Origin of the sequence: Zwartia hollandica (assembly GCF_019923725.1) — a bacterium.
GTDB classification, from domain to species: Bacteria; Pseudomonadota; Gammaproteobacteria; order Burkholderiales; family Burkholderiaceae_B; genus Zwartia; species Zwartia hollandica.
The window spans coordinates 369,340-394,129 of sequence record NZ_JAHXRI010000007.1; the positions used below are offsets into that span (position 1 = coordinate 369,340).

The following is a 24,790-nucleotide window of genomic DNA, read 5'->3' on the forward strand; positions in this document are numbered from 1 at the left end:
GCCCGGAAAAGTCTTAAATACAACTATCCCATGTCGAAAGCCTTCCTCTATACTCCAACGCTTTACCAAGTATTGGAAAACACTCACTTTTTTGGGTGGGACACCCCACCATGTGGGGGCAATTCTTAGCATAGGTATTTGGGATGTGGATTGTTAGGACAGCGTTAGAGCGGCCTTACACATTTATTGTGATGGCAATCCTCATCCTGCTCTCTACACCGCTCGCGGTCATGCGCACCCCAGTCGACGTACTGCCAGAAATCGACATCCCGGTTGTCACCGTTATCTGGAGCTACAACGGCTTATCGGCGCAACAGATGGGTAACCGTATCGCTCAAACGCACGAGCGGTCTCTCACCACGACGGTCAGTGACATCAAAACGATTGAGTCGCGCTCAATCGGTGGTCTAACAATCATCAAAATTTATTTTCAGCCAAATGTAAATATACAAATGGCGATCGCCCAGGTTGTTGCGGTTTCCCAATCTGCACTGCGACAAATGCCTCCGGGCATCACTCCGCCACTCGTGATCAAGTACACAGCCTCCTCGATTCCAGTGATTCAAGTCGGGATGTCGAGCAAGACCTTATCCGAAAAGGACCTGTTCGACGCCGCGCTCAACATTCTTCGCCCGCAACTGATTACGATTCCTGGGCTTGCCATGCCATTTCCCTATGGCGGCAAGGCACGCGCCGTGTCTGTCGATATCGATCCAGAAGCATTAAGGTCGAAAGGGATGACCTCCTCAGACGTCATTAATGCTATTACGACGCAGAATTTAACACTCCCTTCCGGCACAACCAAAATTGATGATGTGGAGTTCAATATCTCGATGAACTCGTCGCCCGTCAGCATTGCGGGGCTAAACAACATCCCAGTGCGCACTGTTAACGGCGCAACAACTTACCTGCGTGAAGTGGCGCACGTACGCGATGGCTTTTCTCCACAAATTAATATCGTTCGTCAAAACGGCGAACGCGGTTTATTGCTCACAGCCCTAAAGAACGGAGGTGCGTCGACCCTCGATATCGTCAGCAGAATCAAGACAAGGCTCCCCACGCTTTTGCCGTTGCTACCTGAGGGTATCGATGTCACGCTGCTGGCTGATCAGTCTATTTTCGTTAAACAAGCAATCTCTGGCGTTGTTCATGAAGCGCTTCTCGCCGGAGGACTTACGGCGTTGATGCTCTTGCTGTTCCTGGGAAATTGGCGCACAACCGTCATCGTCGCCATATCCATCCCCCTTTCAATTTTTACTTCCCTGATCGTGCTTTATCTGATTGGACAAACGATCAACATCATGACGCTCGGCGGGCTCGCTCTTGCCGTCGGCATCTTGGTCGACGACGCCACCGTCACGATCGAAAATATCGAACGCCATTTGCACATGGGCAAAGGTCTATATGAAGCGGTGATGGATGGTGCAGGAGAAATCGCTATACCCACCTTTGTGTCAACACTTTGTATCTGTATTGTTTTTGTACCGATGTTCTTTTTGGGAGGCGTCGCACGCTATCTCTTTGTACCGCTTGCACAGGCCGTCAGCTTCGCAATGCTGGCCTCGTATGTGCTGTCCCGGACGCTCGTACCAACGATGGCTTACCTACTCTTAAAAAATCAAGGTACACCAGGGTGGTTCACTAACCGCATTCATCAGGCACATGTGCGCTTCAATGAAGGCTTTGAGCACTTTCGTGCCGGCTATGTCGTCCTTTTGGGTAAGCTACTCGAGCATCGCACGCGATTCATTATCGGCTTTCTCTGTTTTTGCATCCTTTCGTGCGGCATCTATATGCTCCTGGGCAGGGATCTCTTCCCCCCGGTGGACACCGGGCAAATAAAATTGCACATGCGCGCACCAAGTGGAACCCGGGTTGAGCGCACGGCCATCATCTCTGATGAAGTTCAAAACGTCATTCGAAGAGTCATTCCACCCGCAGAGCTCGACGGTATTTTAGATAACGTCGGCCAACCAAACAGCGGCATTAATCTCTCTTACAGCAGCTCCGGAACCATCGGTTCTTTCGATGCAGACATCATGATTACGCTCAAGCGTGGGCATAAAAAGTCGAGCGAGTACTACATGGACAAGCTCTTACCAGAGTTGCGAAAGAGCTTTCCAGGCGTAGAGTTTTTTTATCAAGCAGCCGACATCGTTACGCAGATTTTAAACTTTGGCATCCCAGCAGCGATTGATGTTCAGATTGTTGGCAACAACTATGCCGCAAACCAGCAACTTGCCGCAAAACTCGTGAATAAAGTTGCCGCCGTACCTGGCGCGGCTGATGTGCACATTCACCAACGCCTAGACAGGCCCGCAATCGCGTTAACGATGGATCGTACGCGCATGCAAGCAATGGGGCTCACGCCAGCTGACCTAGCTCAAAACATCTTACTGCCGTTATCTGGGAGCTCGCAGACCTCGCCCAACTTCTGGCTCAACCCCAACAACAACATCAACTACTCTATTCAGGTTCAAGCGCCTCAGGCCAACATTAGTTCACTCGATGAACTGCTCAGACTTCCGGTCGGACCGTCAAACGCGGCCGCATCCAATGCAGCATCGGCACTCAATAGCGCTGCTGGGCGAGGGACACAATTACTTGGAAATCTAGTGACCGCATCGCCGACGACAGAGTTCGCAATCTTTACGCGCTACAACATTCTGCCAGCGATCAACATTTACGCGAACGTACGTGGGCGTGACCTCGCCTCAGTAGCCAAAGAGATTCAAGCCATTGTCGACGAAGCCAAGCCCCTTCTGCCCAGAGGCAGCCGCATTGAAATGCGTGGTCAAGTTGAAACAATGCACGAGTCCTTTAAAGGTCTTGGGGTCGGTCTGATCGGCGCCATTCTTTTGGTCTATTTATTGATAGTGATTAACTTCCAGTCTTGGCTTGATCCATTTATCGTTGTCACCGCGCTCATTGCAGCACTCGCTGGCATCGCCTGGATGTTGATTCTCACGGCGACCAACCTAAGCGTACCCGCCCTCACCGGAGCCATTATGACGATGGGGGTAGGAACGGCAAACAGTGTTCTTGTCATTTCCTTTGCGCGACAACGACTGCTCGACGGGCTGACACCGTTAGCGGCCGCCCTTGAGGCCGGGGCGACGCGCCTGCGTCCAGTCCTGATGACTGCGCTTGCCATGATTATTGGCATGATCCCGATGGCTATTGGTCTGGGTGAAGGTTCCGAACAAAATGCGCCTTTGGGTCGGGCTGTGATTGGAGGACTGATCTTCGCGACAGTCTCCACCGTTTTATTTGTCCCTGTGTTGTTTGCCACTTTTCACGGACGATTGGCAACACGCAAGTTGAACAAGGAATTAGCGACATGACGGACTCAGGCCAAAGCACGACTGCGACCATGCGTCGAATAAAAATCGCCACAGCAGTGGTGCTGATTTTTCTTCTGCTCGGCATGGGTAAGACCTTGTACTCTCGCTGGTCCTATGGCGATGTCTTGGCGCAACGCAGTGAGGAGGCGACCCAACTGCATGTCCTCGTGACACAACCAACTCTGCCTAATCCGAACAACCCGAATTTGCGTCTTGTTCTACCTGGCACATTACTCGGAATCAACGAAGCGCTAATACATGCTCGCGTAAACGGTTATGTCAAAGAGTGGCGCAAAGATATCGGCGATAACGTCAAGCAAGGTGAAACGCTCGCCGTCCTCGACATCCCGGAGATTAATCGCCAAGTTGATGAGGCGAGCGCCAACTTCCAACTTGCGAAGACCGCGTATGAGCGCTGGAGAAAGCTGCGCGCTCAGGATGCGGTATCGCAGCAAGAGCTCGATGAAAAAACCGCCGTGTACAGACAAAGCGAAGCGGTCCTAAAACGTCTAAAACAATTACAAGACTTTGGCACCGTGGTCGCGCCCTTTAGCGGCCGGGTAACTAAGCGTAACGTCAATATGGGCGATCTGGTTAATTCTGGCAACGTCGGCACTGCTCAAGCCATGTTTGCGATGGCGCGCGTCGATAGACTGCATGTCTACGCCTACCTTCCCCAAGATCGCGTGTCGCAAATTAAAGTGGGCGACAAAGTTGACGTATACCAACCGAGCATGCCCAATAAAATCGTCGAAGGCCGTATCGCTCGCACGGCCGGTGCTATCGACATGCAAACACGTACCCTGCAAGTCGATGTCGAAATCGACAACGCCGACAACGCATTAATGCCCGGCACCTATGTTGAAATCGCCTTTAAGATGACGCCTGGAAGCAATCTGCTCATACCGACCAACACCTTGATCTTTGGTGCCGGTGGACCTTATGTCGCAACGGTAGCAAATGATGAGGTCACAAGAAAAAAGGTGACACTAGGGACCGACTTCGGTATGCAAGTGGAAGTGCGAAGCGGTCTCACCAAGGAAGACTGGTTGATTCTAAATCCGCTCGATTCGGTAACAGATGGGCAGCGCGTGATTGTGCAGATTGCCAAACCACCAGCAGCTCCTGCTAGACGCGGTTCATGAAACGCACTCTTGCCCTTGCTCTAGTCACGCTTGCGTGTGCCGGCTGCTCGCCCATTGGTCCCGATTACGAGCGGCCAGAGATCGAACTCCCTCAAAATTGGAAGAGCTTGCCGGGTGCAAACCCTGCACTGTGGAAGCCCGCCACCCCAGCGGACGATGTGCCGAAAGACAAGTGGTGGAAGGCCTTTAATGACAAGATGCTTGAAGACCTGATTGAGCAATGTCTGACCAACAACAATACCTTACAAGTTTCTTTGGCTCGACTCGATCAGGCAATTGCTCAAAGCGAGGCGCGTGGCGCTGCGCTCTTGCCAAGCCTGAACCTAGGAGCCACGGCAACACGTGTGCGCACATCGGAAAATAGACCCACCAATACATACACAAGCGTCAACGCCTCCACCACTCAAAACGATTTTCGTCCTGTAGCGGTGATGACCTATGAAATTGACTGGCTCGGAAAGGTTCGTCGAGATGTCGAGGCATCCTCCAACACGGCCGCGCAAGCGGCGGCAGATACTGAAAACGTTCGATTGTTGCTTACTGCTCAACTCGCTAGTGCGTATTTTTTAATGCGACAATATGATGAAGAAATCCGCATTCTGAGCAATATTGTTGCCATTCAGAAAAAGTTACTGGATCTCATTCAGAAGCGCTACGACCTAGGCGCAGCGGGTCGCACCGAGCTGTCGCAGCAAATGGCCCTAAGTGAGTCGAGTGGTGCGCAGCTTGAGATGCTTCGATCGCTACGCAATGTCCAAGAAAATTTAATCGCGACGCTCACCGGTACGCCTGCTGCTTTATTCTCTATCGCACCCGGTCGCTTGCCCAACCAGCCTCCGGTCTTTCCTGTCAGCTTACCCTCCTCACTTCTTGAGCGACGACCCGATGTAGCTGCCGCCGAGCGTGCAATGGCTGCGGCGAACGCCCAAGTGGGTGTCGCGAAAGCCGCATTCTTTCCCTCCCTCCTGATCGCGCCCACTTTTTTGGGTGCTGACTCGACAAACATTGCGAACTTACTCAGTGTGCCGTCAATCATTTGGACTCTTGGCGTGACCGCAACTCAAACGCTCTTTGATGGCGGACGCACGAGTGCGAACTATCGCTTTGCCCAGGCCGGCTATCGGGCGACAGCGGCGGGCTACCGTCAAACAATTACCGTCGCCATCCAGGAAACGCAAGATGCAATGAGTAGCGTGCAGCAACTTGAGCGTGCGCGCAACAAACAAGACGAAGCCGTACGCAATCTGGACAAGGCCTATCAAATCAGCGCGATTCGGTATCGTGAGGGCCTTGATACTGCTCAAACGCTAGCCTTAATCCAACAAAACCAACTCACTGCGCAGCGTATTAAGTGGCAAATGCATGGGGGCCAGTTTTTAGCCAATATCGCACTCGTCAAAGCCTTAGGTGGCGGCTGGGATGGTTACAGAGATCTCAAGCCTGAATTATCTACGGATAACAAAAAATAGAATGGCTGTTTCTTTCTACCACTCCCTCACAACATATTTAGGGATGCATTAAGCATGTTGATTTTTTCAAGCACTGTTTTTTTATCTGCTTTTCTACTTTTTCAAATACAACCGATCGTTGCCAAAATGATTCTCCCGTGGTTTGGGGGTTCGTCGTCCGTTTGGAGCGTCTGCATGGTTTTCTTTCAAGCAGAACTTTTACTGGGCTACGCTTACGTGCACTGGCTGCATGAGAAACTCTCACCCCACAAACAAGTGCTTGTGCATGTGACGCTTTTGATTTTGAGTTTGCTGATGCTGCCTGTCGCGGCAGACCCTGCATGGAAGGGCGATGCATCGACAGACCCAAGTTGGGCGGTATTTGTTGTACTGACCATCGCCGTAGGCGCTCCCTACCTGATGCTATCCACGACTGGCCCCCTCATGCAAGCATGGTATGCATTGGCTTTCTCCAAGCCAGGCACAGAGATCAAGCCTTATCGCCTGTATGCACTATCGAACCTCGCATCGATGCTGGCGCTTCTTTCATACCCTATCGTGATCGAGCCGTTTTTTGGTGTTCAACATCAAGCCAACATGTGGTCAATGGGCTATGCCGTGTTCGCGCTTGGTGCTCTATTAACCGGAGTCGTTGTTTGGAAGAGCCACGCCCCAAGGGCGGCAAAAAAAGTGGATGCGACACCAGCGGTGCGCCCCTCCTTTCGCGAGTGTTTGCTTTGGGTGGGTCTAGCTGCAACGGCATCGATTCTCCTGTTAACACTGACACAACAGTTAACAAACGACGTCGCACCTGTGCCTTTTCTTTGGGTTTTGCCACTCAGTATCTATCTACTTAGTTTTATTCTGTGCTTTGATGCGCCGCGCTACTACGTAAGACCAGCATTCCTCATCGCATTGCCTATTGCGCTAGTAACGGTGGACTATGTGCTTTCACATGGCCAAAGCGTTCCGGTGATGGTCACGCTGCTAACACTTTCGCTTTTTGTATTTTGCATGGTGTGCCACGGCGAACTCGTCCGCAGAAAACCACCTGTGCGATACCTGACACTTTTTTATCTCATGCTGTCGGTAGGCGGTGCACTTGGCGGAACCTTTGTTGGTCTTGTCGCACCCGCCATTTTCAATGCGTATTTTGAATTACCGATTGGCTTATTTCTATGTGCAGCGCTGACAAGCGTCGTGGTTTGGAAAGAGAGTCCCAAAGCATTACGCATCGGAATTGCCATCGCTTTAGTACTATTTAGCGCACGGCTCGTTTATCTCTCAATCGAGTATGTCAGTGGCTACCGTGTCGTCATGCGTAATTTTTACAGCCAACTCCGCGTTGAAGATGTCCCGACGGCAAATGGCATCAAACGAATTATGCGTCATGGCAACATCATTCATGGCGAGCAATATATGGATGAGAACTTACGCCGCAAACCAACGGCATACTATTGTCCACAGTCTGGTGTTGGGTTGGCATTAAATAGCCTGAGCACCGCGCAGCCACAAAAAATTGGTATCGTGGGCCTTGGTGTGGGCACCCTTGCCACCTACGGACGGCCTGGCAATGAGATGCGTATGTACGAGATCAATGATCAGGTTCTTGATGTCGCACGCGCTGAGTTCACTTATCTAAGCGACAGTCCCGCAAAAATGGTCTCTATTCTTGGAGATGGCCGCTTGATGCTGGAGCGCGAACCTCCCCAGCAATTCGATTTGCTTGCGATGGATGCATTTTCTGGCGACTCGATTCCAACACACTTGCTCACGCTCGAGGCGATGAAAATCTACCTCGGCCATATGAAGCCTGATGGCATTTTGGCCGTACACATCACGAACCAGTACCTTGATCTGCAACCGGTGATGGCGGCGATCGCGCAGCATTACGGTAAAGTCGGTCTGCTTTACAGCCTTCCTAAGAATTCGGGTGAGCCATTTTGCCGACACACAGTATGGGCGCTGTTGATGTCACCCGAGCGCGCCGCAACTTTACCCAAGGAACTGCAAGGTGGCGTCAAGCTGGTCCCTCGCCCTGGCTTTAAGGCCTGGACCGATGGCTTTTCAAACCTAATCGATATCCTCAAGTAGCACGCGCTACTGCTTTACTAACTTCTGCAGTATGGCTTGATTGAGTCGGGCCACGTTACCGGTAAGCGCCCCACTCTTTGTAAGATCGAGAGGCTTGGCGCCTACCTGTAGCTTGGCTTGAGAACTATTTCCGATCGTTAACGAGGTGACTCGATCAAGCTCTACGTCGATAGACTGACCAGCCTGAAAGATACGCTCGGTCCGGCGACCATCCGTCGTGATTAGTGAGGCCCAACACTCGCCGACAAACGCGATACGAAGCGTTGAACTCTTTAAATTAGCGAACGGATCAGCAGTCGATCCCGTAGCAGGCTGCGAGGCAGACACACCAGGTGATGATGCCGCGGGCCCGGCAGTCGTGCTGGCAAGAGGCAGACTAGTCGCTGGCGTACCTGCGCTTGCCGGTGTCGAGGCGGCCTCAGACGCTTTGCCGCCCTGAGAGGTCGCTGTGTTTTGGGCCGTAGTGCTTGGAACCGCTGTTGGTCCAGGCTGCAAGCTCGAGTCGGAGGCAGCGCTTGAAGGGGCCGGCACCACTGTCGTGTCTGCAACAGCGACCTTCTCTGAGTCAGGCGCAGCTCGTTGCTCGACCTCAGAATCCCCAGCACTACTAAAAAATCCGCCTGCGATGCTCACCGTCAGGACAAAGACGGTAATCGCCACAATACTGCCGGCCAAAATATATATGCGACGTCTTTGTGTGTATGCATCGATTGGCGCCGGGCCATGCCCCGCCTTGTACAAACGCGCCACACCCGACGCTGAGGAGGCAACGGACTGCAAGCTGGCCGACTCGAGCTGCTGCAACTTATCGTTAACGATCAGATCACGACTCAGTCCAAGGTAAAAAAGATAGCCCTTCAGTGCATGCACGTAGCGGCGCTCATGATGGAAGGACTCCATCGTGCCGGCCTCAAGGTTAAGCACCTGGCTCGGGGAGAGGATCAAACGTTTGGCGACATCGCCAATCTCTTTCTTCTGTTTGAGTCGCTCTTGACGCAAAAGCATCCCCAACTCGATACGCATTGAGGCGCCGAGCTCTGAAGTATCTTTAGTCTGGTCAACTGTTTCCACGTGCTTTACCTAAGTCAGACCAACATCATAATTCAAATTAAAGTGTTTTTAGATCGCGGGCGATAAGCTTAGCGATGTAACCGGATGGGCTATCCATTTCATGTAAGACGGTGTAGTGATTCAGCCCTGCCAACTCATGCAAGCCGACCTCGCATCCCATCGATTTTAAATGGGCCGCCATCTTGGCTGATTCCCCGATCCAATCGCGTGGCTCCGCCCCTCCAACCACAACCTCGTAATGGATGTCGGGAGCAAAGGGATGCCGCACAGGACTAAGCAGCCGAACATCCGCAGGTTGAAGATGAACCTCTTCGTTCACACTAATTTGCAAGACCGGCTCTACATCGAATACCCCACTGATCAGATAAGCCTTTTTGATTCCGTGTTGCTTCAGCTGAAAACCAGCACCCGTTTGAGCCAAGGTCGCTGCAATGATGTGCGCACCAGCAGAGTGGCCAGACACAAGGATCTTACTTCCATCAACATTCCAACCCGCCGCTTGCTGAGCGACCCACTCGAGCCCACGACGCGTTTGATCGACAATCTGAGCAACAGTCACGGCCGGACATAGGTCGTAATTCATGACCACCACCGAACAGCCAAGCGGCAAGACACCGCTGACAACAAAGGTGTAATCCTTTTTATCACGCGCTCTCCAGTAGCCGCCATGAAAGAACACCATGACAGGTTGGTTTGGTTTTCCTGAGTAAAAAAAATCAGCCGTTTCTAAAGGGCCGGGGCCATACCGCAAGTCGTAAACGCCCTCATACCGGGCGCGCGCCTCTTCACTGGCTCGCGTGCCTTGTTCTGTAAAGGCAAGCAACTGCTCTGGCGTTACTGTGGTGCGCGGGTTGTATTGTTTCTCGACTGCTTCGTTCATCAAAATTATCCCCTAGGTATAGCGATCGATTTACGAGATGGGCGATTATTGACCAACGGTCCAACCACCGCCTAATGCCTTAAATAAATCCACTCCAGCCTGAAGCCGCAATGAGCGATTAATGACAAAAGCCAAGTTCGCTTCATTCGCAGCCCGTTGCGCCTCCAACACATTCAGATAGTCCACATAGCCAGCCTCGTAACGCAGAGCAGCTAGCTCCTGCGCCTTTGTTGCCGCCTTAACTTGTTGCAACAAAAACTGCTCCGTCTCAAGAGTCTGGCTCACTGACACCAATGCATCGCTGACTTCGCCAAATGCGCCACGGACGACCTTAACGTAATTCCCTAATACCTCTTGCTGCTGAGCCCGAGCAAAATCCAACCTTGCCTGCAAGGCACCACCAGAAAAGATCGGTTGTAACAGACCAATACTAGCTGACCATACGGCGCTGCGGCCTGAAAGAAAGGCACTAAAGTCAACCGTCTGCGAACCCAAAACACCCGTCAAAGAAATAGTGGGAAAGAAGTTAGCGGTTGCGACCCCGATCCGCGCATTCGCTGCGCTCAGCTCTTGCTCTACTCGGTTGATATCAGGACGACTTTCAAGAATTGTAGAGGGAATACCGGCAGGAGGCACTGGTGGCAACGGAAGGCTTCTCAGATCCAAAGGCTGAAGCTTCAGATCAAGCTTCCCCGTGAGGATACCCAACTGATTCTGGGCGATTGCACGCTGCCTTTTTAATTCGGATAACGTAGCCTGTGACGCAGAGCGGGCAGCAAGAGCCTGATTAACATCGATCGGTGAAACCAAACCTCCGTCTAGCTTAGCTTGTGCTACCCGCAAGGTATCGGCGCGCGTCTGCACAGAATGGCTAACAACCATAATTTGCGCATCTAGTGAGCGCAAACGCATATATGTGTTGCTCACAAGCGCAGAGACCGTCAACGCAACGCTATCGCGCTCATAGGTGCTCGCAGTGGCTAGGGCCGTCGCAGATTCAATATTGCGACGCACCCGCCCCCAGACATCCAACTCATACGAAGTCACTAGGCCAAGCTGCGACGTATTTGTCTGCAAGCCAACGCCCGAAGGGCTCACCGAGGTCCCGGTCGAGGCCCGGGTGGCCGAACCAGTCATGTTCAAGGATGGATACAACGCGGCCCCAGCCTGTCGCGCTATTGCTTCTGCCTGCGCCAAACGTCCTAGCGCGATTTGAAGATCCGCATTCTCAACACGTGCGCGTTCCACTAACTCACTTAGTGTTTGGTCCTCAAACAGCGTCCACCAATCTTGTTTGACAGACACACCTGAAGAAGGTGTGTCGTTTTTCACCCCACTCACCGTGTAGCCAGTATTGAAATCGGCAGGCAAGGGTACCTCGGGGCGTTTGTAATCTGGCCCAAGAAGACAGCCGCTTAAAACGAGCAATACCCCGGCCGCACATAAATGACGCATTGGCCTCATGACTTAGGCCCTGCCTCGGGGGTGGATTCTTCGGCTCTCGCACTAGGCTCTTTTGCTTTGACCACGTCTTGCTTGCGAGTCAGCCACAAATAGAACATCGGCACAAAAATTGTCGCGATAAAGGTAGAAACCAACATCCCCCCAAACACCCCAGTCCCCATAGATTTCCGAGCTGCTGCGCCCGCACCAGAGGAAATCACTAAGGGAAAAACCCCCAGAATGAACGCCAAAGAAGTCATCACAATTGGCCTAAAGCGCTGTTTTGCTGCAAGCAGTGCGGCATCCATGTTACTCAAACCTTGTGCGCGCTTTTGGGCAGCAAACTCGACGATCAAAATCGCATTCTTCGCAGAGAGTCCGACCAATACAATCAAGCCAATTTGAAAGTAAATGTCATTGGGCATCGAACGTACCCAAATAGAAAACAAGGCCCCAAACAATGCAAAAGGAACCGCAAGCAACACAGCAAGAGGCAAAGACCAACGCTCGTATTGCGCAGCCAAGATCAGAAAGACCATAACGATTCCGAATGCAAAAGCTAAGCCTGAGGCAGTACCCGTGCGAATTTGCTGATAAGCCTGACCTGCCCATGCCAACTCATAACCCGTCGGCAAACTCGCTCCTGCAACCGCTTGAACAAGACTGATCGCTTCGCCTGAACTCACACCAGGGGCAGCACTTCCAAGCACCTTCGCCGCCAAGAAACCGTTAAAACGCTCAAGCTGCTCTGGCCCGACAAGACTCGACACGGTAAGCAACGCTGCAATTGGAACCATACTGCCGTTATCAGCGCGAACGTAAAGCTCACCGAGATCGGTGGGCGAGGCGCGATATTGGGAATCAGCCTGCATCTGCACGCGGTAGGTGCGTCCGTTTAAGTTGAAATCATTGACATACAGCGAGCCCATCAGCGCTTGTAAACTGAAATACACATCTGCCACCGCTATACCCAGAGACAGCGCCTTCGCCTCATCCACTTCAACGTACAGCTGAGGCGATGTCGGCCTAAAGAACGTATTGATACCCGTCAGCTTTGATTGCTTTTTCAGTTCGTCAATAAAATTATTTGTGACAAGCGCCAAATTAGGCACCGATGGCTCGCCTTTAGACTGCACGTAGAACTCAAAACCTCCAGCCGAGCCTAAACCACGAATTGGAGGTGGGTTGAATACGAGCGCCATACCGTCGGGCAATGTCATTCCCAGGCCAGTAAATTTTTTCGCAAGCTGGTCCGAGGAGGACTCACGTTGATCCCAGTCTTTTAAGGGAATAAAAATCGTGCCTGCATTCGTACGACGCCCCCCTCCGATAATGTCATTACCAGCGATAACAAATACCCTCGCCACGCCTGGATCTTGGGCAACTTTTTTCTGAAAGGCATCCCCTGTGGCTTGTGTTCGCTGCAAGCTTGCACCGTCGGGCAACACGAGCGCGCTAATCAAATAGCCCTGATCTTCTGGCGGAACAAAGCCACCCGGTACCAACCGAAACATCACAAAACAACCTACGACTATTGCTCCGAACACAGAGGCACCAAATAGTCGGTGATACAGCGTGAACTTGACCAAAACAGTGTATTTCTCTGTGAAGGCGGAGAAGGCGCGATTGAACCAACGAAATCCCTTTGGCTCGTGATGACTAGGCTTGAGCAGCACCCCGCATAGTGCGGGCGTAAGCGTCAGTGCCACGACTCCCGACAACACAACAGCAAGCGCAACTGTCACGGCGAACTGCTGATATAACTTGCCAGCGATACCGCCCAAAAATGCGACAGGAATGAATACGGCAGACAAAACAAGAACAATCGCCACTACGGCGCCTGACACTTCCTGCATCGCTTCATAGGCTGCATCCTTCGGAGACAATTGACGCTCCGCCATCAACCGCTCGACGTTTTCTAGCACGACGATCGCATCATCCACCACAATGCCAATCGACAATACCATTGCAAATAATGTCAGCGTGTTGATCGAAAAGCCAAAGACCCAAAGACCTGCGAACGTGCCAATCAAGGATACGGGAACCGCTATTAGGGGAATCAGCGTTGCACGCCAATTTTGCAAGAAAACAAAAACGACTATCGCCACCAGCACCATTGCCTCGGCGAGCGTTTTCAACACCTCATTGATTGAGGCGGTCACAAACTTTGTGGTGTCAAAGGGAATTACATACTCAATACCTGGCGGGAATTTTTTCTCAAGCTCTTGCATTTTCTTGCGGACACTTTCCGCAACCGCAAGCGCATTTGCGCCCGATTGCAGATACGTCGCCACCAACGCAACCGGCTTACCGAGCAGCATCGTATTGGCGTCATAGTCAGCCGCTCCGAGCTCGACACGCGCGACATCCTTCAAACGCAACACCCCACCCGCACCCGTGGATCGAATCACGATTTCGCCGAATTGCTCTGGGGTCACAAGCCGCCCCTTGGCAGTAACCGTGTAGACGAGCTGCTGCCCCTCTGGGGCGGGCTCCTGACCAATCTTGCCGGCCACATTCTGCTTGTTTTGCGCAGCGATTGCAGCAGCCACATCGGTCGCAGTCAAACCCAACTGCGCCATGCGATCAGGTTTGAGCCAAATACGCATTGCATAATCTTTAGCGCCCAAGACTGCCGCATCACCTACGCCAGGCAAGCGCTTGAGCTCATCTAAGACATTGACCAACGCATAGTTGGACAAGTAAAGATTGGAGTGCTCATCCTTGGGCGAGGTAATTGCGGCCACCATCAAAATGTCGTTAGAACGCTTTTGAGCGGTAACACCAAACTGACGGACGATATCCGGCAAACGCGGCTCTGCGATCTTGACGCGGTTATTGACGTTGACCGTCGCTGTGTCAACATTCGTACCCACCTCGAACGTTGCCGTAATCACCAAGGTTCCGCTCGATTGCGCAACAGAATTAAAAAAGAGCAAATTTTCGACGCCAGAAAGCTGCTCTTCAATGGGGCCAGCGACGGTTCGCGTCAACGTTTCAGTCGAGGCCCCGGGGTAGTTTGCGGTGATGATGACCGTAGGAGGTGCAATCTGTGGGTACTGCGCGATTGGCAATCCCCGTGCAGCCATCAAGCCCGCGATAACGATGGTGATGGAAATCACAGCCGCAAAAATCGGCCGGCTGATGAAGAAGCTCGAAAAGCTCATCGAGTGTCCTTCGACGCCTGGGTTTGTTGCTCGAGCGGAACCACCGTGGGCTGAACCACCGCGCCGGGGCGTATCTTGATAATCTGATCAACGACAACGCGATCGCCCTCTTTCAAGCCAGACAACACCACCCAGTTTTGCCCGAGCCACGTCCCCATCTTCAAGGGAGTTGGCACCACTTTGTTGTCGTTGCCCACGGTCCAGACCATGTAGCCGCGATCATTTTGAATGACCGCCCGCTGCGGAACTAAAAACACATTATTGAGACTACCTGTCGTAATTTTTACGCGCAAAAACTGTCCCGGCAATATGGCACGGTCTGGATTAGGAAACTCCGCTCTGAGCTGCTGGGTGCCCAGCTTGGGATCAATAAATACCGATCGGAAATTTAGTTTGCCTGGCTGATCGTAGACTCGCCCATTCCCTAACAACAATTGGACCGGCGCGTCGATTGGCGCTTCTGACTTTCCTGACGGCAATCGGGACGCATCTGCACTTGATAAACCAAACCGTACCCAAATCGGATCAACTTGATAAATCGATGTCAGCCAGCCGGCATCACCAGTGCTCGTAATGAGATGGCCCTCAGGACGTAATGCACGACCTGACACACCTTCCACTGGTGCCGTAACCGTTGTCCAAGCTAGATTTAACTTTGCAGTCTTGAGTGTGGCTTGAGCAATCTCATTAATTGAGGTCGCATCGTCAAACTCTTTCCGGCTAACGGCTTGTTGGCTAAAAAGTTTTTTGAGTCGCGCAGCTTCGCGCTCTGTTTGCTTAGCGCGCGCCTGCGCTTCATCTAAAGCATTTTGAAATGGAACTGGGTCTATTTGAAACAGTGGCTGTCCCTCTTTAACGACGGACCCCTCGACATACAAGCGCTTCAGTAAAATACCGTTCACGCGGGCGCGAACTTCGGTCTCTTTTGCGCCTTCGGCTTGCCCAGTGACCTCAATCGTGCTCGGCACCGAGGTGGCACGCGCCTCAATAACGGATACCGCCAGCGGTGCTGCGGGTGCGCCCTGCGACCAAACAGGGGGTGCGACCGCGACCAGACACACCGGCACCACTAACTTCATCAGCCAAGACGCCTCGACCAATCTCTTGAAAGAGATCGCTTCACCCGCTACTGCTTTGATCATGAAAAATCCTAGCTTATATGCCTGAACTTATCATTTTATACGGGTAAACCTCAGCAATCCCTCCGCTGCAAGGCTTACTTTAAGTTTCTGCAAATCGCCTGCGTCATCTCGGTGCATGACGCCAAGCCGCCCAAATCTCTCGGAATCGTCTTTCCTTGTGCCAAGGTAAGCTCGACCGCCCGATCCACTCGCTGTGACGCCTCAGTCAAACGAGGATCAGCATGGCGATCCCCCAACCACTGCAGCATGAACGAGCCCGACAAAATCGTCGCTAAGGGACTCGCAATGTTTTGGCCAGCAATATCAGGGGCAGACCCATGCGCCCCCTGAAATAAGCCGTGGTGGTCACCAAGCTCGCCAGAAGGGGCGATACCCATTCCACCGACCGTTGCTGCGCCCAAGTCCGAAATGATGTCCCCAAAAAGGTTTTCTGCCACGATCACATCATAAAACTCGGGACGTTTTACTAAATGCACTGTCATTGCGTCGACATACGAGTAGTCAATTGACACGTCAGGATAGTCTTTCGCAACATCATCACACACCGAACGAAAGAAGGCGTAGCTGCGCAGGATGTTGGCCTTATCGCATACCGTTATTCGTCGCTTGTGATCAGACGGCGCACCGTTTCGCTTGCGTGACAAGTCAAAAGCAAAACGTGCAATCCGCTCGCAACCTTTTCGAGTGAGCACCAGCGTGTCCGTCGCGACTTCCCCGCGCAGCAATACGCCAGCGCCTCGACTTGCGTATAAACCTTCCGTGTTCTCTCGCACGATGACATAATCAATGTCCCCGGCACGGCGATTCTTGAGTGGTGAAAAGTCCGCTTGATACAACCGAATTGGTCGCACATTGGCGTATAAGTCGAGCTTGAACCGCAACTGCAAATGCAGATCGTTGCCCACCTCAGTACCGTCGGGATAGGTCACATTGGGCAAACCCGCTGCACCATGCAACATAGCGTGTGCATTTTTACAGGCTTCAAACGTGTCAGGCGGAAGCACTTGGCCAGACTTTACGTAATGGGTTGCGCCCCCAGGAAAATCATCAAACGAAACGATGCCTTCCCCTAACGCCTCCTTCAAGACCAGAACTGCTGCCTGACAAACTTCGGGACCGATGCCATCCCCTTCGATTGTGGCGACTTGATATTTGGCAAGCATTACATCTCTCCTGAACGGTGGCGCACACAAAAGTGGCTAATTAACAAGCAAGGAATTTTCCCATGATACAGGCTTCAAACCCTTCTCCAACGGGCAATTGGGCTAACATGGCACGAATGTAATGCGCGCACAAACTCGGAAAGCCCATGACTGTCAAAATTGATTATGTTTCAGATATTGCGTGCCCCTGGTGCGCGGTTGGTCTCGGCGGCCTCGAACAAGCCATCAAAAATATTGGTGACGAGTTTGAAGTTGAGATTCACTTCCAACCCTTCGAGTTAAATCCCGATATGCCACCGGGCGGACAAGAGGTTTTTGAACATCTCACCCAAAAATATGGCAAAACGGTTGAGCAAGTGCGCGCCACGCAAAACGACATTAAGGCGCGCGCCGCGGCGGTGGGGTATCCCTTCCATCCCGAAGGGCGCAAACACGTCTACAACACATTTAATGCACACAGATTGTTGTATTGGGCCGGACTTGAACATGGTGCACAAGCGCAGCATCGCCTTAAACGTGAATTACTCATCACCTACTTTCAGTTGGCGGTCGATCTGGATGATCCCAAGAACGTTCTCGACGCAGTCAGCCGCGCGGAATTAGACACAGACCGTGCGGCAAGTATCTTGGCGACCGATGAGTTCGCTGCAGAGGTACGCGCACAGCAAGTGAAATACACCTCGATGGGGATTCATTCTGTCCCCTCGATCATCGTTAACGAGAAATACTTGCTGCAAGGCGCGCAGCCTGCTGACGCCTTCGAACAAGCACTCAGGCAAGTCGCTGCCGAGAATCAAAATAACTAGTCAGCAGTCCGGTATTTCGGTAAAACTGATAACAATTTACAAATATCTCAACGGAGACATCAAATGGATCTCGGACTAAAAAATCGGGTCGCACTCGTGACAGGCGGATCACAAGGCATCGGTAAGGCCTGTGCGATCAAGCTAGCCGAAGAAGGCGCCACCGTGGTGATCGCTGCACGCGGCCGTGAACTTTTGGATCAAGTTGCTGCAGAAATCCGCGCAGCGGGCGGCAAAGTGCTAGCCATTGCAGCAGACGTCAGCCAGGACGCAGAGTGTGCTCGTATCATCCAAGAGGTCCTGAAGGCTTATGGGCGTATTGATATTCTGATCAATAACGCTGGTACCTCAGCGACCGGCGAGTTTGAATCAGTGACCGACAAAGACTGGCAGGCTGATTTTGATCTTAAATTATTCGCTGCGATTCGTTTGTCGCGCCTCGCGATTCCAGAAATGCGCAAAAACAAATGGGGTCGCATTATCAACGTCACAAATATCGGCGCCAAACAACCCAAGGCCAAGTCTATGCCTACCACTGTGACGCGTGCGGCAGGCTTGGCAATGACCAAAGCACTGTCTAAAGAATTTGCAGCAGACAACATTTTGGTCAACAGCGTATGTATCGGTCTGATTCGCGCAGGTCAACATGAGCGTAAGGCAGCAAAAGCGGGAATTCCCGTCGAAGAGCTGTACGAAAAACAGGGCAAAGAGGTTCCACTCGGTCGTGTAGGTCGCGCCGAAGAGGTCGCTAACGTCGTGGCGTTCTTTTCTTCAGAGGCTTCGAGCTACGTCACGGGCAGCAGCGTCAATCTTGACGGCGGCACCTCGGCGGTCATGTAATCATGAGCGCACTCACCTCTAGCGTTAAAGCAATGGTGTTCGACACCTTTGGCTCCGTCGTGGACTGGCGCGGCAGCATTACGCGCGATCTCACTCGTTGGGGCGCAGAGAACGGCTACAGCTGCGACTGGACTGCACTTGCGGTGAAGTGGCGCTCGCTCTACCAGCCCTCAATGGAAAAAGTACGGAGCGGCCAGAGGGAATGGACCATTCTTGATGTATTACACCGTGAGTCACTCGAGCAATTATTGCCAGAGTTTGGTCTTGAGAAAATGACAGAAGCCCAACGCCAGCATGTCAATAAGGTTTGGCATCGGCTGGACGGCTGGCCAGATGCCGTTGCAGGTCTGACACGCCTAAAGAGCAAATACATTATTGCGCCACTGTCTAACGGAAATGTTTCGCTGCTGACCGACATCGCCAAATACACAGGCTTGCCTTGGGATTTGAACCTGTCGACCGAGGTGTTTCGTTGCTACAAACCGCAGCCACAGTCTTACTTGGGCGTTGCCAATATCCTGCAACTCGACCCAAGCGAAGTCATGATGTGTGCCGCACACAATGACGACTTAGCCGCGGCGCGCAAAGTGGGACTAAAAACGGCTTTTTGGCCACGACCGACAGAACATGGCCCTGAACAAAAGACCAATCTAAGTGCTTCAGAGAACTGGGATATTGTCGCCAAAGACATCCGAGATCTCGCTACCCAGATGGGTGTCTAAAGCAGCGTTGGGGCTACTCCCGCCAGACCTCTTGCTCAATGGTGAGCTGACCTCGATCACTTGACACAAATAGCTCACCATCCTGAATGTTTACGTGCAGTGTCATCGTGCGCTGCGCCCAGGAAGCAAGCTCTTTTGTTTGTTCTGAAGGCAGGCAGACCACGCGAAGATTACGCGTGCGTTCGAGTTTACTGCGCACAGACTCCCACCAAAGCTTACTGTTATGTCCCGCATAACAATAAACAACAACTTGCTTAGCGCGACCGCAGGCCTTGAGGATGCGGCGCTCCTCAGGTTGACCCACCTCTATCCACAGATCGATCGCGCCAGTTAAGTCCTTGAGCCAAACATCGGGCTCGTCCGTGTCGCTCAAACCCTTTGTGAATGCCAGATCCTCTTGTGCATACAGGGCAAACGCGAGCAAGCGCACCATCATGCGCTCATCCGTCTCGGAGGGATGCCTAGCCAAGGTCAGCGCATGGCTTCCGTAATAGTGACGATCCGAGTCCGCCACGTTGAGTTCAGCCTTATAAATCGTTGCACGCAGAGCCATAGGAATTCTTAGATTGTGGACGACAGCGGGGTGCCGGCAAGAGAGATCTGGATTATCCTTGATTCCCGACCACAGAGTGAAATTTAATGACAAATTCGCATATTGCTGCAGTCACACATGCCTTGCTTGCAGCTCGGGCTGACAAGAGCCCCATCGATCCTACGCCCTTGTTAACTGAGCTACAGAACGCACAAGAGGCACAAGCAGTGCAGGAGCAGGTGTTGGAGGCGCTTGCGCCCAACCAACGTATACCAGCGCGCTTCTGGAAGTCAGGTGGGCCCTCTAGGCAAAGTGACATCGCCAACACGGCACTGCTCGAAAGCGGTATTTGGTCAAGCCCGGCCAAAGCAGGCGATCACGCCTTCAATATCCGCTTGATCGAAATTGAAATCGCCTTCAAAACCAAACGCAGCGTGACGGCTCAAGAAGCAGTCAATATGACACAAGAACAAGGTCATGGCCTTATCGATGCACTGACAGTCTCTATCGAACTTGTCGACTCGCGCTGGATCCAGAACGACAAAGCTTCGCCGCTACTCAAACTTGCTGACATGCAATCGCACGGCGCGTTAGTCTTAGGTGACTGGCTACCCTACAGCGAACGCGAGGTACATCGAGACTGGTCCAAGCAACGCTGCACCGTAAAAATCGGGGACAACCCAACGCGCGAGTTTATCGGAACCCATTCGTTACAGGATCCACGCTGGGTCATCCCCTTTTGGATACAACATGCCACTAACGGTAACGTCACCTTGCCTGCAGGCTCAATTGTGACTACTGGCAGCTGGTGCGGTATGCCCGCAGCCCAAGCCGGTGACTTAGTCGTTGCCCAGTTTGACGGGATCGGTACTGCTAGCGTTCAACTCTAAATCAGATACATTCTTAATTAAATCAACAATTCAAATTTTATTTACTGGAGACAACCCGTGAAGTTCGACGAAATTATTTACGAAGAAGATGGTCCCATCGGTACCATCACCTTAAATCGCCCTCAAGATGGCAATATGTTTACCGAAAAGATGTGCCACGAAATTCGCGATTGCATCAATGAAATTAGAAGGGAAACCCGTACTCGCGTCATCGTACTGACGGGTGCAGGCGACCGCTTTTTTTGTTTGGGTGGCCGCAAGGACGGCATGGAAGACACGCAACTCTATGCGGGCGTTCTACCAACGCTCGAAATGTACGAAAGCATTGATCGTCTGCAAAAACCCGTGATCGCTTCTGTGAATGGCTACGCAGTTGGAGGAGGCAACGTTTTACAGATGGTGTGTGACGTCACCATCGCCGCTGACAACGCTATGTTCCGTCAAGTAGGACCGATGGTAGGCAGCTTTGATGCAGGTTACGGCACCTGGTATCTGGAAGACTTGATCGGTAAGAAACGAGCAAAAGAGATGTGGTACTCGAACCCCAAGATCTCGCCACAACAAGCCGTGGATATGGGCTTGATTAACCGGGTTGTGCCGGCAGCGGAGCTCCGCGCCGAAACACGCAAATGGGCACTTGAAATCGCTGACCGCGGTGCGTTCGCACTCGCCTCGATCAAAGCAGCCTTCAATGCACGTCATGGAGGTGTCGGTGGCCTTTCACGCATGGCACATGATTTACTTTTGCGCGGATACCTCGACACAGAGGAGCACGACGAAATGGCCGCGTCCTTTGCTGAGCGTCGTAAGCCTGACGCCTCTAAGTTTGGTCAATAACGGCTTGCCTACGCTGAAAGGAATCATCCGATCATGATGCTGACTTTGCATGATCCACAAAAAACGCGCGAGCATTACGCAAGCGGAGCATGGCAACACGACACGATGTACGGCTTGCTGGCAAAGCACGTCGCACAAAGACCAAGCGCCGTGGCGTTGCGAGATAACTTCACGACGCTCACGTGGCGTGAAGTGTTCCATGCCGTCGAGGCCTTGGCTGAGACACTGCACAACACAGGCCTTCAGGCTGGCGACCGTGTCGCAATTTGGTTGCCCAGCCGAGTAGAAAGCGTCATGATTTTGTTGGCCTGTTCGCGTAACGGCTATGTGTGTTGCCCCTCAATGCATCAAAGTTACACGGCAGATGAAATCATCACATTACTCAAGCGTGTTGACTGCAAGGCCTTCTTTACAACCCCAGGCTATGGATCGGATGCTGCCAAACATCCAGTTTTTGAAAAACTCGGTGAAGTGAAGTCTCTGCGTGCGACCTTCGTGTGTGGTGCGCACTTCGATCAAGCAGCTTCGCCAATCGTGGGAACCGTACCCTACCCCAAGGAAGCGGCTAATGTCGGCTCACAACCTGCACCAGTAGAGAATCCAGACAAGATCGTCTATCTGGCATTTACCTCTGGTACAACAGGCTTACCAAAAGGTGTGATGCACAGTGACAACACCTTGCTAGCGAATGGTCGCAGCATGGTGAAAGACTGGCATCACAATACGGACACCATCCTGTTGACGCTAAGTCCGCTTAGCCATCACATCGGCACCGTAGCAGCCGAACAATGGTTAAGCGCCGGCATGCAACTCGCCATTCATAACTACGCATCGGGGATACCCGCCATTGAGTGGATCATCGGCAGCCAAGCGACTTATGTGATGGGGGTCCCAACCCATGCCATGGATATTCTTGAAGAGTTCCGCAAACGTGGGCTCTCAACACTCGGCCAGGTGAAATCTTTTTACATGGCAGGCTCCCCCATTCCACGAGAAGTCGCCGAGCAGTTTCTGCGCATTGGCATTACCCCGCAGAACGTGTACGGCATGACAGAAAACGGCTCACACCAATACACCTTACCCACTGACCCGACCAACACGATTGTCGCGACCTGCGGTCGCTCCGGTCTTGGTTATGAAGTTCGTATTTTTGATGCAGAACATCCGGACAATGAAGTGCCGATCGGTCAAGTCGGTGAGATCGGCGGACGAGGTGGTGTCTTAACCTTAGGCTACTTCGACGATCAGACGGCGACCGAACGCTCCTTCAATAGCTCGGGCTGGTTCATGAGTGGGGACCTGGGTGTCTTGGACGAACAAGGATGCCTGCAAATCGTCGGTCGCAAGAAAGATCTGATTATCCGCGGCGGACACAATATTCATCCAGCACGCATTGAGGACTTAGCGCATCGGCACGCAAACATCGTTAAGGCTGCAGCATTCCCGATCGCCGATGATCGGCTAGGTGAACGTGTATGCCTAGCTGTCCTCAAACGCACAGATGACGATCTCAATCCCGAGGAAGTCCTGCAGCACCTGTACGCCGTTGGTTTGTCAAAGTACGACATGCCCGAGTTCTTTATCGTGATGCCAGCGTTTCCCTTAACTGCCAGTGGCAAAATCCTGAAACGTGAACTGGTAGAGATGGCAAAACGCGGCGACCTGCAGCCTACCCCCGTACGCTGGAAGAATCCTGAATCAGCTCGTAGCACCTAGGAACCCTTATGGCCATTGAACTTACTATTGCGGACCAACTCGCTCACCTGCATTTGAATCGTCCTAAAGCACTCAACGCCTTGAGCTTTGAAATACTCGGTCAGCTCAACACTACCTTGGGAAAAATTGAAGAAGGCATCGAGGCGGGTCAGGTACGCGGCGTCTTTGTGACCGGCGAAGGTGAGAAATCTTTTTGTGCGGGGGCAGATATCACTGAGCTCATGGGGCGTACCTTAATGCAAGAACATGAAGGCGCGCGCTTTGGTCAGAGCGTCTTTGATCGTTTGGCCGCATTGCGCGTCCCTTCAGTCGCAGTCATCCACGGCTACGCCTTCGGTGGTGGACTTGAGCTCGCGCTATCTTGCACCTTTCGCGTCGCAACCGCCGGCGCCAAAATGGGGCTACCTGAACTCAAACTTGGTCTCATCCCTGGATACGGCGGCACGCAACGTCTACCTCGGTTGATTGGCCAAGATCGCGCAATGGATATGATTTTGTCCGCGCGCACAGTCGATGCAACCGAAGCCGAGCGCATCGGACTTGTCACGCGCGTCGTCGACTCACAAGATCCTACCGCTGTCGGTCGCGAGTTTTTAAAGCCCTACCTCAAACATGGGCTGATCGCGCTGGACATGGCTAAGCAGGCTATCCTGCGCGGCATGCAAACCACGCTTGCCGAAGGGCTTCGGATCGAACGCGATTGTTCAACACTGGCTTTTCGTTCAGGGGATGCGACGGAAGGCATGTCCGCTTTTCTAGAAAAACGGCCTCCTGTATTCAAGGATCAATAGCAATGACTGTCTCAACTTCAAAGGGTTGCATCATCGTGACTGGGGCAAGTCGCGGCATCGGTGCCGCAATTTCGCTTGGGTTAGTACGTGCAGGCTATACCGTAGGGTGCCTATCGCGATCGGGTGAAGCTCCCCAAGTCGAGGGCGCCACCGAAGCCGATCGCTCACAGTGGTTTAGCGCAAAATGTGATGTCAGTCGTCCTGAGCAATTAAAAGAAGCCTTCAGCGATGTCGTGAAGCGTAGTGGCCAACCAATCGTTGGGCTAGTCAATAATGCAGGAATACATTCGCAAGGTCGCGTTGAGAATATCGCGGAAGCGGAGTTCAAGAACGTCATGGATGTGAATGCCTATTCAGTCCTTGCCGCAAGTCAGGTGGTATACCCTCACTTGCTTGAAAACAAAGGCGGTTTGATCGTTAATATCGGCTCATTTTTTGACAAGCTTGGTATCAAGCAACACCTCACCTATTGCGCAACGAAAGCGGCTGTTGCTGCGATGACGCGCTGCATGGCCGTTGAATGGGCGTCGAAAGCGATTCGCGTATTGAATGTGGCGCCTGGCTACATTCAGACTGACTTTAACCGCGAGATGATCGAGAAAGGTCCGCTTGGCGAATTTCTGTCCAAGCGCATTCCCGCTGGTGTCCCCGGTAATGCGCAAGATGTCGGTCAACTCGTGACCTCGCTTTTTGTACTGAACTCACCCTACATGACCGGAGAGACCATCTATATCGATGGTGGGCACGGTATGTTGCAATAAC

Annotated in this window: 19 protein-coding genes; 12 read left to right on the plus strand and 7 right to left on the minus strand. The window is 52.5% G+C overall.

The window, feature by feature from the left end; translation table 11 throughout:
- The first annotated feature begins 143 nt into the window (after window positions 1-143).
- The 4 genes from KZZ10_RS09850 (at window position 144) to KZZ10_RS09865 (ending at window position 8,031) form a co-directional block, all read left to right on the plus strand.
- Entirely contained in the window at window positions 144-3,344 is a 3,201-nt protein-coding gene (locus tag KZZ10_RS09850; RefSeq protein WP_259661341.1) for an efflux RND transporter permease subunit, read from the plus strand.
- Window positions 3,341-4,489, plus strand: coding sequence for an efflux RND transporter periplasmic adaptor subunit (locus tag KZZ10_RS09855; RefSeq protein ID WP_259661342.1), 1,149 nt, complete (start codon window positions 3,341-3,343; stop codon window positions 4,487-4,489). The genes KZZ10_RS09850 and KZZ10_RS09855 overlap by 4 nt, the downstream gene beginning before the upstream one ends.
- Entirely contained in the window at window positions 4,486-5,958 is a 1,473-nt protein-coding gene (locus tag KZZ10_RS09860; protein WP_259661343.1) for an efflux transporter outer membrane subunit, read from the plus strand. The genes KZZ10_RS09855 and KZZ10_RS09860 overlap by 4 nt, the downstream gene beginning before the upstream one ends.
- A gap of 174 nt (window positions 5,959-6,132) precedes the next feature.
- Window positions 6,133-8,031 (plus strand): spermidine synthase, encoded by a 1,899-nt coding sequence (locus tag KZZ10_RS09865; RefSeq protein ID WP_259661344.1) that lies wholly within the window; start codon window positions 6,133-6,135, stop codon window positions 8,029-8,031.
- A 6-nt stretch (window positions 8,032-8,037) separates the two neighbouring features.
- Here the strand turns inward: KZZ10_RS09865 and KZZ10_RS09870 are convergent, their stop codons facing one another.
- The 6 genes from KZZ10_RS09870 to KZZ10_RS09895 form a co-directional block, all read right to left on the minus strand.
- Entirely contained in the window at window positions 8,038-9,102 is a 1,065-nt protein-coding gene (locus KZZ10_RS09870; protein WP_259661345.1) for a helix-turn-helix domain-containing protein, read from the minus strand.
- A 37-nt stretch (window positions 9,103-9,139) separates the two neighbouring features.
- Window positions 9,140-9,982: an alpha/beta hydrolase gene (locus KZZ10_RS09875; RefSeq protein ID WP_259661346.1), complete on the minus strand. Its 843-nt coding sequence runs from the start codon at window positions 9,980-9,982 to the stop codon at window positions 9,140-9,142.
- 45 nt (window positions 9,983-10,027) lie between these two features.
- Window positions 10,028-11,446, minus strand: a complete 1,419-nt coding sequence (locus KZZ10_RS09880; protein ID WP_259661347.1) for an efflux transporter outer membrane subunit — start codon at window positions 11,444-11,446, stop codon at window positions 10,028-10,030.
- Window positions 11,443-14,592 carry an efflux RND transporter permease subunit gene (locus KZZ10_RS09885; protein WP_259661348.1) on the minus strand — a complete coding sequence of 1,050 codons (3,150 nt, stop codon included), beginning with the start codon at window positions 14,590-14,592 and terminating at the stop codon, window positions 11,443-11,445. Before KZZ10_RS09885 ends, KZZ10_RS09880 begins: the two co-directional genes overlap by 4 nt.
- Complete coding sequence (locus KZZ10_RS09890) at window positions 14,589-15,734, minus strand: efflux RND transporter periplasmic adaptor subunit (protein WP_259661349.1); 1,146 nt, start codon at window positions 15,732-15,734, stop codon at window positions 14,589-14,591. The genes KZZ10_RS09885 and KZZ10_RS09890 overlap by 4 nt, the downstream gene beginning before the upstream one ends.
- Before the next feature lie 74 nt (window positions 15,735-15,808).
- Window positions 15,809-16,897: an isocitrate/isopropylmalate dehydrogenase family protein gene (locus KZZ10_RS09895; protein WP_259661350.1), complete on the minus strand. Its 1,089-nt coding sequence runs from the start codon at window positions 16,895-16,897 to the stop codon at window positions 15,809-15,811.
- A 146-nt stretch (window positions 16,898-17,043) separates the two neighbouring features.
- Between KZZ10_RS09895 and KZZ10_RS09900 the strand changes: the two genes are divergently transcribed.
- The 3 genes from KZZ10_RS09900 (at window position 17,044) to KZZ10_RS09910 (ending at window position 19,262) form a co-directional block, all read left to right on the plus strand.
- Window positions 17,044-17,703 carry a DsbA family oxidoreductase gene (locus tag KZZ10_RS09900; protein WP_259661351.1) on the plus strand — a complete coding sequence of 220 codons (660 nt, stop codon included), beginning with the start codon at window positions 17,044-17,046 and terminating at the stop codon, window positions 17,701-17,703.
- Window positions 17,704-17,766: 63 nt separating this feature from the next.
- Window positions 17,767-18,540 (plus strand): SDR family NAD(P)-dependent oxidoreductase, encoded by a 774-nt coding sequence (locus KZZ10_RS09905; RefSeq protein WP_259661352.1) that lies wholly within the window; start codon window positions 17,767-17,769, stop codon window positions 18,538-18,540.
- A gap of 2 nt (window positions 18,541-18,542) precedes the next feature.
- Window positions 18,543-19,262 (plus strand): haloacid dehalogenase type II, encoded by a 720-nt coding sequence (locus KZZ10_RS09910; protein ID WP_259661353.1) that lies wholly within the window; start codon window positions 18,543-18,545, stop codon window positions 19,260-19,262.
- A gap of 13 nt (window positions 19,263-19,275) precedes the next feature.
- Here the strand turns inward: KZZ10_RS09910 and KZZ10_RS09915 are convergent, their stop codons facing one another.
- Window positions 19,276-19,815 carry a YaeQ family protein gene (locus KZZ10_RS09915; RefSeq protein WP_259661354.1) on the minus strand — a complete coding sequence of 180 codons (540 nt, stop codon included), beginning with the start codon at window positions 19,813-19,815 and terminating at the stop codon, window positions 19,276-19,278.
- 86 nt (window positions 19,816-19,901) lie between these two features.
- Here KZZ10_RS09915 and KZZ10_RS09920 point away from each other — a divergent pair, with 86 nt between their 5' ends.
- Genes KZZ10_RS09920 through KZZ10_RS09940 form a run of 5 tightly spaced genes read left to right on the plus strand, consistent with a single transcriptional unit; the run spans window position 19,902 to window position 24,789 of the window.
- On the plus strand, window positions 19,902-20,684 hold the full coding sequence (locus KZZ10_RS09920; RefSeq protein WP_259661355.1) for a fumarylacetoacetate hydrolase family protein: 783 nt from the start codon (window positions 19,902-19,904) through the stop codon (window positions 20,682-20,684).
- Between the two features lie 57 nt (window positions 20,685-20,741).
- Window positions 20,742-21,521 carry an enoyl-CoA hydratase-related protein gene (locus KZZ10_RS09925; RefSeq protein WP_259661356.1) on the plus strand — a complete coding sequence of 260 codons (780 nt, stop codon included), beginning with the start codon at window positions 20,742-20,744 and terminating at the stop codon, window positions 21,519-21,521.
- Window positions 21,522-21,554: 33 nt separating this feature from the next.
- Complete coding sequence (locus KZZ10_RS09930; protein WP_259661357.1) at window positions 21,555-23,237, plus strand: class I adenylate-forming enzyme family protein; 1,683 nt, start codon at window positions 21,555-21,557, stop codon at window positions 23,235-23,237.
- 8 nt (window positions 23,238-23,245) lie between these two features.
- Entirely contained in the window at window positions 23,246-24,028 is a 783-nt protein-coding gene (locus tag KZZ10_RS09935) for an enoyl-CoA hydratase/isomerase family protein (protein WP_259661358.1), read from the plus strand.
- Window positions 24,029-24,030: 2 nt separating this feature from the next.
- A complete protein-coding gene (locus KZZ10_RS09940) occupies window positions 24,031-24,789 on the plus strand; it encodes an SDR family NAD(P)-dependent oxidoreductase (RefSeq protein ID WP_259661359.1) in 759 nt (252 codons plus the stop codon).
- Window position 24,790: the final 1 nt, after the last annotated feature.